A 7688-nucleotide genomic window follows, 5' to 3' on the forward strand; every position below is an offset into this window, starting at 1 on the left:
GGGGCGGCCTGCCCGCCCCGCGCGGGTCCGGCCGAGCCCGACCGGTGCTCTCCCGCACCGGTGCGGGGTCAGCGGCGCAGCGTGGTCTCCCGCTCCACGCGCGACAGCTTCTCGGGGTTGCGCACGAAGTACAGCCCGGTGATCAGGCTGCCCTCGGTCCCCACCGCCAGGACGCCCTCGACCTGCCCGCCGATCCGCATGACCAGGGCCGGGCGGCCGTTGATCTGGGCCGGTGCCACCGACGCGGACCCCGCGATCCTGCCCAGTCCCGCCGTCAGCAGAGCGGCGACCCGGTCGGCGCCCACGATCGGCTCCAGCGCTGCCTGGACGATCCCTCCGCCGTCGCTCAGGAACACCACGTCCGGAGCCAGTTGGTCGAGGAGGCCCTGTAGGTCCCCGGTTTCGACCGCTCGCTGGAAGGCCAGCAGCGCCGCGCGGTTCTGGGCCCGGGACACGGCGGCACGCGGCCGCCGCGCGGCGACGTGGTTGCGGGCCCGGTGCGCGATCTGCCGGACCGTCACCGTGTTCCTGTCGACGGCCCCGGCGATCTCGTCGTAGTCCAGGCCGAACACCTCCCGCAGCACGAACACCGCGCGCTCCGTCGGTGTCAGGGTCTCCATCACCAGCAGCATCGCCATCGAGACGCCCTCGGCCAGTTCGACGTCCTCGGCGACGTCCGGCGCGGTCAGCAGCGGCTCGGGAAGCCAGGGGCCGACGTAGGACTCCTTGCTCCGGCGCAGCGAACGCAGCCGCATCAGCGCCTGGCGGGTGGTGACCCGCACCAGGTACGCGCGCGGGTCCCGCACGGAGTCGGAGTCGACCTTCACCCATCGCAGCCAGGTCTCCTGCAGCACGTCCTCGGCGTCGGCGGCCGAGCCGAGCATCTCGTAGGCGACGGTGAACAGCAGGTTCCGGTGGGCGACGAACGAGTCGGTGGCTCGGTGGGCACCCCCGGGCTCCGCCTGCGGCTCGTCGGTGTCCGAGGTCGGTCCACTGTGCTCGCTCATCGCCGGGCTCCATCCGTACGGGGTCCTGATTCCCGTACACGAGATGCCGCTCCCGCGGGTTGCGTGACACCCGCCGGCCGTGACACGGGTCACACATCGGTGCTGTCACGCCGATCGGGCGGCCGGCATCTCCTGGTCGATGTGCAGCAACGACCACCTGCGAGGAGCACGCACGATGACCGCTCGTCTGAACCTGTTCGGCAACCCGGACGCGACCGCCGCCAAGGCCCTCACCCGGTTCGGCGCGGCCAGCCGGACGATTCTCACCGAATCCGCCCTGCCCGCCGCGACCCGGCAGCTGGTGCTGCTGCGGGCCAGCCAGATCAACGGCGACGCCTACGCCACCGACGTGTGGACCAAGAACGCCGCAGCCGCCGGCGAGAGCGCCACCCGCCTCCACCTGGTCGCGGCCTGGCGGGAGTCCACGGTGTTCACCGACGCCGAACGCGCCGCGTTGGAACTCACCGAGCAGGGAACCCGGATCGCCCACGCCGCGGGCGGTGTGGGCGATCCGGCCTGGACGGACGCCGCCGAGCACTACGAGGAGGACCAGTTGCGCGATCTGGTGGTGCTCATCGCCCTGGTCAACGCGACCAACCGGATGAGCGTCATCGTCCGGCAGCCCGGCGGTGCCTACGAGCCCGGCCGGCTCGCCGGAGCGGCCGGCTGACCTCCGGCGCGTCGGCCACCACCGGGCCCGGGGCCCCCGCCCCGGGTGCGGCTCGGGGGCCTGCCGGTGTCCCGGGCCGGTCAGATCCAGGTGGGCAGGTTGCCCTCGGCGTAGCGGGCGCCGAAGCCGCCGGTGGGGAGGATCTCGCGGACGGCGGCGAGGTCGGCGTCGGTGAGGGTGACGTCGGCGGCTCCGACGTTCTCCTCGGTGCGGGCGGCGCTGCGGGTGCCCGGGATGGGGACGATGTTCTCGCCCTGGGCGAGCAGCCAGGCCAGCGCGAGCTGGGCGACGGTGATGCCCTTGCCGGCGGCCAGGGCGCCGAGGCGGTGCACGGCTTCGACGTTCTTCTCGAAGTTGCCGGGCTGCCAGCGCGGGTCGATGTTGCGCATGTCGGTCGGGTCGTACTGGTCGGCGGGCTTCGCGGTGCCGGTGATGAAGCCGCGTCCCAGCGGGGAGTAGGCGACGAACCCGATGCCGAGTTCGTCGAGGGTGGGGAAGAGCTGCTCGGTGTCCCGTTCGAACAGCGAGTACTCGGTCTGCAGGACGGAGACCGGCTGGACGGCGTGGGCGCGGCGGATCGTCCGCGGGCCGGCTTCGCTGAGGCCGAAGTACTGCACCTTGCCCGCGTCGACCAGCTCCTTGACGGCCCCCGCGACGTCCTCGATCGGCACCTGCGGGTCGACGCGGTGCTGGTAGAACACGTCGATCCGGTCCACCCCGAGGTGGCGCAGGCTGTTCTCGGCGACCTTGCGGATGTTCTCCGGACGGCTGTCCAGCCCGAAGCCCTGATCGGTGCGGGCGAAGCCGAACTTGGTGGCGATGACCACCTCGTCGCGGAAGCCCTTGACCGCGGCGCCGACCAGCGCCTCGTTGTTGCCGGTGCCCCAGCCGTAGAGCTCGGCGGTGTCGAAGAAGGTGACACCCAGGTCGTGCGCCCGGTGGATGGCGGCGATGCCGGCCTGTTCGTCGCCGGGGCCGTAGGCCATGGTCAGGCCCATCGCGCCGTAGCCGATGGCGGAGACGGCGAGGCCCTGGGTGCCGAGTGTCCTGCGCTGCATGAGATCTCCCGGTGTCAAACCAAACTGTTTGGTTTGAAGCCTACGTCTGCCACCGGCCGATGCCAAACCAAACGGTTCGGGCGGGTAGCGTGGACGGTATGACGCCCCCCACCCGCGCGGACTCGGCCCGCGAACGCATCGTGGCCGCGGCCAAGGCCGAGTTCTCCCGGCACGGGATCGCCGGCGCCCGCGTGGACCGCATCGCCAGGACCGCCAGAACCAGCAAGGAACGCGTCTACGCCTACTTCGCCTCCAAGGAGGAGCTGTACCGCTTCGTCTCCGCCCAGGAGCTCGCCGTGGTGGCCGAGGCGACCCGCATCGACCCCGCCGACCTGCCCGGGTACGCCGGCCGCATCCACGACTACTTCACCGAGCACCCCGAGCACTCGCGCCTCATGCGCTGGGGACAGCTGGAACTGGGCACCGGCGACCTCCGGCCCGACGACGCCATCCAGCAGTCGGCCGCCCGCAAGATCGGGCAACTGCGCGAAGCCCAGCAGGCGGGCCGGCTGGACGCGGGCTGGGACCCGGTCGACATCCTCGTCCTCGTCAACCAGATCGCCATGGCCTGGGCCGCCCAGCCTGACCTCCTGCCGCCGGACCACGAGGAGCGGGCCGCCTTCCTCGCAGCGCGCCGAGCAGCCATCGTCGCCGCCGTCGGGCGCCTGTTCCCGGCATCCGCGCGAAGCTGACTGCTCCTGGCGCCGAAGCACTGGCCGGACCCCGGTCGAAGGACCCCGAGGGGCCCGTCCCGGTCCTTCCCGCCGGCGCCTGGCAGGCGTTCGTCGACGCCGCTGCGCGCGGGGGGTTCGGCGCCGTCCGACCCGTCGCCCCGGGGCCCCGCCGTCCTTGTGGGCGGCGGGGCCCCGTCGTGTCCGTGCTGGTCCGGGTCTCTGTTTTTTGCTCTCAGTGAGAGCTAAAATCGGGACCATGGACGATCCGGCGCTTCCCGCCGACTTCGAGGGCCTGCTCGTCGGCATCAACCGGCTGGTGCGGCGCCGGCTGCGCCTCGGTGTGCCGGAGCCGCGGCTGCGGGGGGCCCAGGTCGAGTTGCTGCGGCTGGTCGGTGCGCGGCCGGGGTTGCGGGTGTCGGAGGCGGCCGAGGAGCTGCGGCTCGCGGGGAACTCGGTGTCGACGCTCGTCCGGCAGTTGGTGGGGCTGGGCATGCTGACCCGGGTGCCCGATCCGGCCGACGGGCGGGCGGTGCTGCTGCGGGTCACCCCGGCGGCGGCCGCGCGGCTGCGGGCCTGGGAGGAGCGCCGTGCCGCGCTGCTCCGCGAACAGCTCGACCGGCTGCCGGACGAGGACCGTGCGGCCCTGGCGGCGGCCCTGCCGGCGCTGCGCAGGCTGGCCGCCAACCTGCACGAGGAGGAGGCGACGCGATGACCGACCACACCGGTATCGGTACCCCGGACGCGGTGAGCTGTACGGGCCTGGCCTACAGCTTCGGCGGGGCGAGGGCCGTCGACGGGATGGACCTCACGGTGGCGCCGGGCGAGGTGTTCGGCCTGCTCGGGCCGAACGGCGCGGGCAAGACCACCGCGATCAGGGCGATCACCACGCTGCTGCCCGTACCGGCCGGAATGGTCCGGGTCTTCGGCCACGACGTGGCTCGGGAGCGGATGGCGGTCCGGCGGCTGCTCGGGTACGTCCCGCAGCAGCTCTCCGCCGACTCCAACCTCACCGGGCGCGAGAACGTCGAACTGTTCGCCCGGGTCTACGACGTGCCGCGCCGCGAGCGGGCGCCGAGGATCGTGCAGGCCCTGGACGCGGTCGGGCTCGGCGACGCCGCCGACCGGATGGCGGGGACGTACTCCGGCGGTATGGTCCGCCGGTTGGAGCTGGCGCAGGCGCTGGTCAGTGCGCCCCGGCTGCTGATCCTTGACGAGCCGACCATCGGGCTGGACCCGATCGCCCGCACCAGCGTCTGGGACCGCCTGACCGAGGTCCGGGAGGCCACCGGCATGACCGTCCTGGTCACCACCCACTACATGGACGAGGCGGACCAGTACTGCGACCGCCTCGCCCTGATGCACCGGGGCCGGGTCCGCGCACTCGGCACTCCCGACCGGCTCAAGGCCGAACTGGCCGGCCTGCGGGAGGAGTCCGGCGAGCCGGGCGGCCCGGCGCCCACCCTGGAGGACGTCTTCCGGCACTTCGCCGGCAGCGGCCTCACCGACGACCAGGCAGGAGGGGAGTTCCGCGATGTCCGCAACACCCGTCGTACCGCGTCCCGCGTCGGCTGAACCCGGGGGCGGGCCCGGCGCGGGCCTGCTCGGCACGCCCCCGCGCATGCGCTCCGGCTGGCGGGTCTTCCCCGCCCGGGTCGGTGCGATGTGCGTGGTCGAACTCCAGAAGCTGCGCCACGACCGGACGGAGCTGTACACCCGGGCCGTCCAGCCCGCGCTCTGGCTGCTGATCTTCGGCGAGACCTTCACCCGGCTGCGGGTGATCCCGACCGACGGCATCCCGTACCTGGACTACCTGGCCCCGGGGATCATCGCGCAGTCCGCGATGTTCATCGCGATCTTCTACGGGATCATGATCATCTGGGAGCGGGACTCGGGCGTCCTCTCCAAACTCCTGGTCACCCCGACCCCGCACTCCGCCCTGGTGGCGGGCAAGGCCTTCGCGGCCGGCGTGAAGTCGGTGATCCAGGCGGTGGTGGTGATCGTCATCGCCGCGCTGCTCGGCGTCGGGATGACCTGGAACCCGCTGCGGCTGCTGGGCGTGGTCGTCGTGGTGGTGCTCGGGTCGGCGTTCTTCTCCTGCCTCTCGATGTCCATCGCCGGCATCGTGCTGACCCGGGACCGGCTGATGGGCATCGGCCAGGCCATCACCATGCCGCTGTTCTTCGCCTCCAACGCGCTCTACCCGGTGGCCCTGATGCCCGGCTGGCTCCAGGCCGTCAGCCGGGTCAACCCGCTCAGCTACCAGGTCGACGCACTGCGCGGCCTGCTCCTCGGCACCCCGTCCCACCTGTGGCTGGACTTCGGCGTGCTCTGCCTCGCGGCGCTCGCGGGCATCGCCGCGGCGTCGGGGCTGATGGGGCGCCTCGCCCGCTGAGCGGGCGGCCCGCCGTCGGCGTCATCACGCCGGCCGGCGGGCCGGCGTCGTCAGTCCAGGCAGAACTCGTTGCCCTCGGGGTCGGTCATCACGATGAGACCGGCGCTCAGCGGGGGAGTGGGCTCGAAGCGACGTACCCGCGTCGCCCCCAGCGAGACCAGCCGGTCGCACTCGGCCTCCAGGGCCGCCATCCGCTCCCCGCCCTGGAGCCCGGGAGCCGCCCGGACGTCGAGGTGGACGCGGTTCTTGGCGACCTTGTCCTCCGGCACCTGCTGGAAGAACACCCGAGGGCCGTGCCCGTCCGGGTCCTCGATGGCCGAGCGGGTGTTGCGCTGGTCCTCCGGCACGCCGATCCGGGCGAGGAAGTCGTCCCACGCGGCCAGCGGGTCGGCGCCCTCGGGAACGTCCACGCCGGGCGGCCCGGGGTGGACGTAGCCCAGTGCGTCGCGCCAGAAGGACGACAGCGCCCGGGGGTCGTGGGCGTCGAAGGTGATCTGGATGTGACGGCTCATCGGCCTGCTCCGTTCGTGGCGGGGTCCGGGTCGGGGCGGAGATCGCGCGCGGTATGCCGGTTCCGGTTCGGCTCCAGTCGGCTCCAGTCGGCTCCTCCGCCTCCACGGAGCCACCCTGTCACCTCCGGCCGACAGGACCTTCCGTCACACGGCCGTGGACAGGACCGGAGTCGAATCCGGAGTCGAATCCGGCGCCGTACTCGGCCCCCGTGAGTCCTTGCCCGCTGCCGCTGCCGCTGCCGCTGCCGCTGCTGGTGGGGCGGGGGCCGCCCCACCAGCAGGCCCGTCAGTGCAGGGTGCCCGCGTAGCGGCGGGTGAAGCGGGTGCCGGTGGAGGCGGTCAGCACGACGTCGTAACGTCCCTGGTCGAGCGGCCAGTTGACGGTCACCCGACCGCCGGGCGCGACCCAGGCGGTCTGCGCGCTGCCGGCGTAGTCGTTCGGGGTGAGGGTGAAGAGCACCCCGGTCTGCCCGTCGTTGGCCAGCCGGAGATCGACGGTCGCGCCCGCGCCGGGGGCGGCCGTCACCGAGGGCACCGCCACGTCGTCCTGCCCGTCGCGGACGACGGTGCCGGCGAAGCGGCGGACGAAGCCGTCCGGGCCGTGCACGGTGAAGTCGTAGCGCCCGTCGGTGCCGGCGGCGTCCCAGAGGTAGCTGCGGGTGGCTCCCGGGGCGACGGTGAACGGCGTGCCCGCGAACGCGAGGACGATGTTCGGGTAGACGGTGTACGGGAACGCGACCGTGCCGCCGTTGGTCATCGTGCAGGTCACCAGGCCGGTCGACCGGTCGACGGTGGCGTCCGCCCACGGCCGGTAGGGCAGCCGGCGGCGAGGACGGGTGCCCGGTTCGGGGACGGGCATGGACTGCGTGCCGGTGGCGGGGAGCGCTACGGCGGGGAGTTTCGTGGCGGCGTCGGCCTTGGCCATGAGGGCGGTGGTGTCGGGGAGTTGGGGTATGGAGTAGTCGGGGGTGGTGAAGTCGAAGCAGCTGGTGAGGTCGCCGCAGACCTGGCGGCGCCAGGCGGAGATGTTGGGCTCGGCGACGCCGGTGACGACCTCCAGGAAGCGGAGCACCGAAGTGTGGTCGAAGACCTGGGAGTTGACGTAACCGCCGCGCGTCCAGGGGGAGGCGACCCAGAGGGGGACGCGGTTGCCGAGGCCGATGGCCCGGCCCTGGGTGAACTCCTCGGGGGTGCCGGGTTCGGGGGTGGGCGGGATCATGTGGTCGAAGTAGCCGTCGTTCTCGTCGTACATGACGAGGAAGACGGTGTGCTTCCAGGTCTCGGGGTTGGACATGAGGGACTGGAGGGCGGTGTTGACCCAGTGGGCGCCGTAGGCGGGGCCGGCGTTGGGGTGTTCGGAGAAGAGGTAGGGGGC

The 7688-nt window shown here is 72.7% G+C and carries 9 protein-coding genes; 5 read left to right on the forward strand and 4 right to left on the reverse strand.

Annotated elements, in window-relative coordinates:
* Positions 1–68 precede the first annotated feature (68 nt).
* A complete protein-coding gene (locus tag ACFUK0_RS38710) occupies positions 69–1007 on the reverse strand; it encodes an RNA polymerase sigma-70 factor (RefSeq protein ID WP_380258517.1) in 939 nt (312 codons plus the stop codon).
* A 175-nt stretch (positions 1008–1182) separates the two neighbouring features.
* Here ACFUK0_RS38710 and ACFUK0_RS38715 point away from each other — a divergent pair, with 175 nt between their 5' ends.
* Positions 1183–1677 (forward strand): carboxymuconolactone decarboxylase family protein, encoded by a 495-nt coding sequence (locus ACFUK0_RS38715; RefSeq protein ID WP_380258519.1) that lies wholly within the window; start codon positions 1183–1185, stop codon positions 1675–1677.
* An 80-nt stretch (positions 1678–1757) separates the two neighbouring features.
* Here ACFUK0_RS38715 and ACFUK0_RS38720 read toward each other — a convergent pair whose 3' ends face one another.
* Entirely contained in the window at positions 1758–2735 is a 978-nt protein-coding gene (locus ACFUK0_RS38720; protein ID WP_380258521.1) for an aldo/keto reductase, read from the reverse strand.
* 98 nt (positions 2736–2833) lie between these two features.
* Between ACFUK0_RS38720 and ACFUK0_RS38725 the strand changes: the two genes are divergently transcribed.
* The 4 genes from ACFUK0_RS38725 (at position 2834) to ACFUK0_RS38740 (ending at position 5801) form a co-directional block, all read left to right on the forward strand.
* Entirely contained in the window at positions 2834–3427 is a 594-nt protein-coding gene (locus ACFUK0_RS38725) for a TetR family transcriptional regulator (protein WP_380258523.1), read from the forward strand.
* Between the two features lie 238 nt (positions 3428–3665).
* The gene (locus tag ACFUK0_RS38730; RefSeq protein ID WP_380258525.1) at positions 3666–4121 is read left to right on the forward strand and encodes a MarR family winged helix-turn-helix transcriptional regulator; all 456 of its coding nucleotides are present in this window, start codon (positions 3666–3668) and stop codon (positions 4119–4121) included.
* A complete protein-coding gene (locus ACFUK0_RS38735; protein WP_380258527.1) occupies positions 4118–4981 on the forward strand; it encodes an ABC transporter ATP-binding protein in 864 nt (287 codons plus the stop codon). The genes ACFUK0_RS38730 and ACFUK0_RS38735 overlap by 4 nt, the downstream gene beginning before the upstream one ends.
* Positions 4941–5801, forward strand: a complete 861-nt coding sequence (locus ACFUK0_RS38740) for an ABC transporter permease (protein WP_380258529.1) — start codon at positions 4941–4943, stop codon at positions 5799–5801. The genes ACFUK0_RS38735 and ACFUK0_RS38740 overlap by 41 nt, the downstream gene beginning before the upstream one ends.
* Positions 5802–5851: 50 nt before the next feature.
* Here the strand turns inward: ACFUK0_RS38740 and ACFUK0_RS38745 are convergent, their stop codons facing one another.
* Both ACFUK0_RS38745 and ACFUK0_RS38750 read right to left on the reverse strand, forming a co-directional pair.
* Complete coding sequence (locus ACFUK0_RS38745) at positions 5852–6313, reverse strand: VOC family protein (protein ID WP_380258531.1); 462 nt, start codon at positions 6311–6313, stop codon at positions 5852–5854.
* Between the two features lie 286 nt (positions 6314–6599).
* A partial coding sequence (locus tag ACFUK0_RS38750) for an alkaline phosphatase family protein (RefSeq protein ID WP_380258533.1) occupies positions 6600–7688 on the reverse strand: 1089 nt, incomplete at its 5' end.

Source organism: Kitasatospora sp. NPDC057223 (genome assembly GCF_042669755.1).
Lineage (GTDB): Bacteria > Actinomycetota > Actinomycetes > Streptomycetales > Streptomycetaceae > Kitasatospora.

Coding starts and splice junctions, on each gene's coding strand:
- ACFUK0_RS38715 (WP_380258519.1), top strand. CDS start 1,183: ATGACCGCTCGTCTGAACCTGTTCGGCAACCCGGACGCGACCGCCGCC.
- ACFUK0_RS38735 (WP_380258527.1), top strand. CDS start 4,118: ATGACCGACCACACCGGTATCGGTACCCCGGACGCGGTGAGCTGTACG.
- ACFUK0_RS38725 (WP_380258523.1), top strand. CDS start 2,834: ATGACGCCCCCCACCCGCGCGGACTCGGCCCGCGAACGCATCGTGGCC.
- ACFUK0_RS38730 (WP_380258525.1), top strand. CDS start 3,666: ATGGACGATCCGGCGCTTCCCGCCGACTTCGAGGGCCTGCTCGTCGGC.
- ACFUK0_RS38745 (WP_380258531.1), bottom strand. CDS start 6,313: ATGAGCCGTCACATCCAGATCACCTTCGACGCCCACGACCCCCGGGCG.
- ACFUK0_RS38740 (WP_380258529.1), top strand. CDS start 4,941: ATGTCCGCAACACCCGTCGTACCGCGTCCCGCGTCGGCTGAACCCGGG.
- ACFUK0_RS38710 (WP_380258517.1), bottom strand. CDS start 1,007: ATGAGCGAGCACAGTGGACCGACCTCGGACACCGACGAGCCGCAGGCG.
- ACFUK0_RS38720 (WP_380258521.1), bottom strand. CDS start 2,735: ATGCAGCGCAGGACACTCGGCACCCAGGGCCTCGCCGTCTCCGCCATC.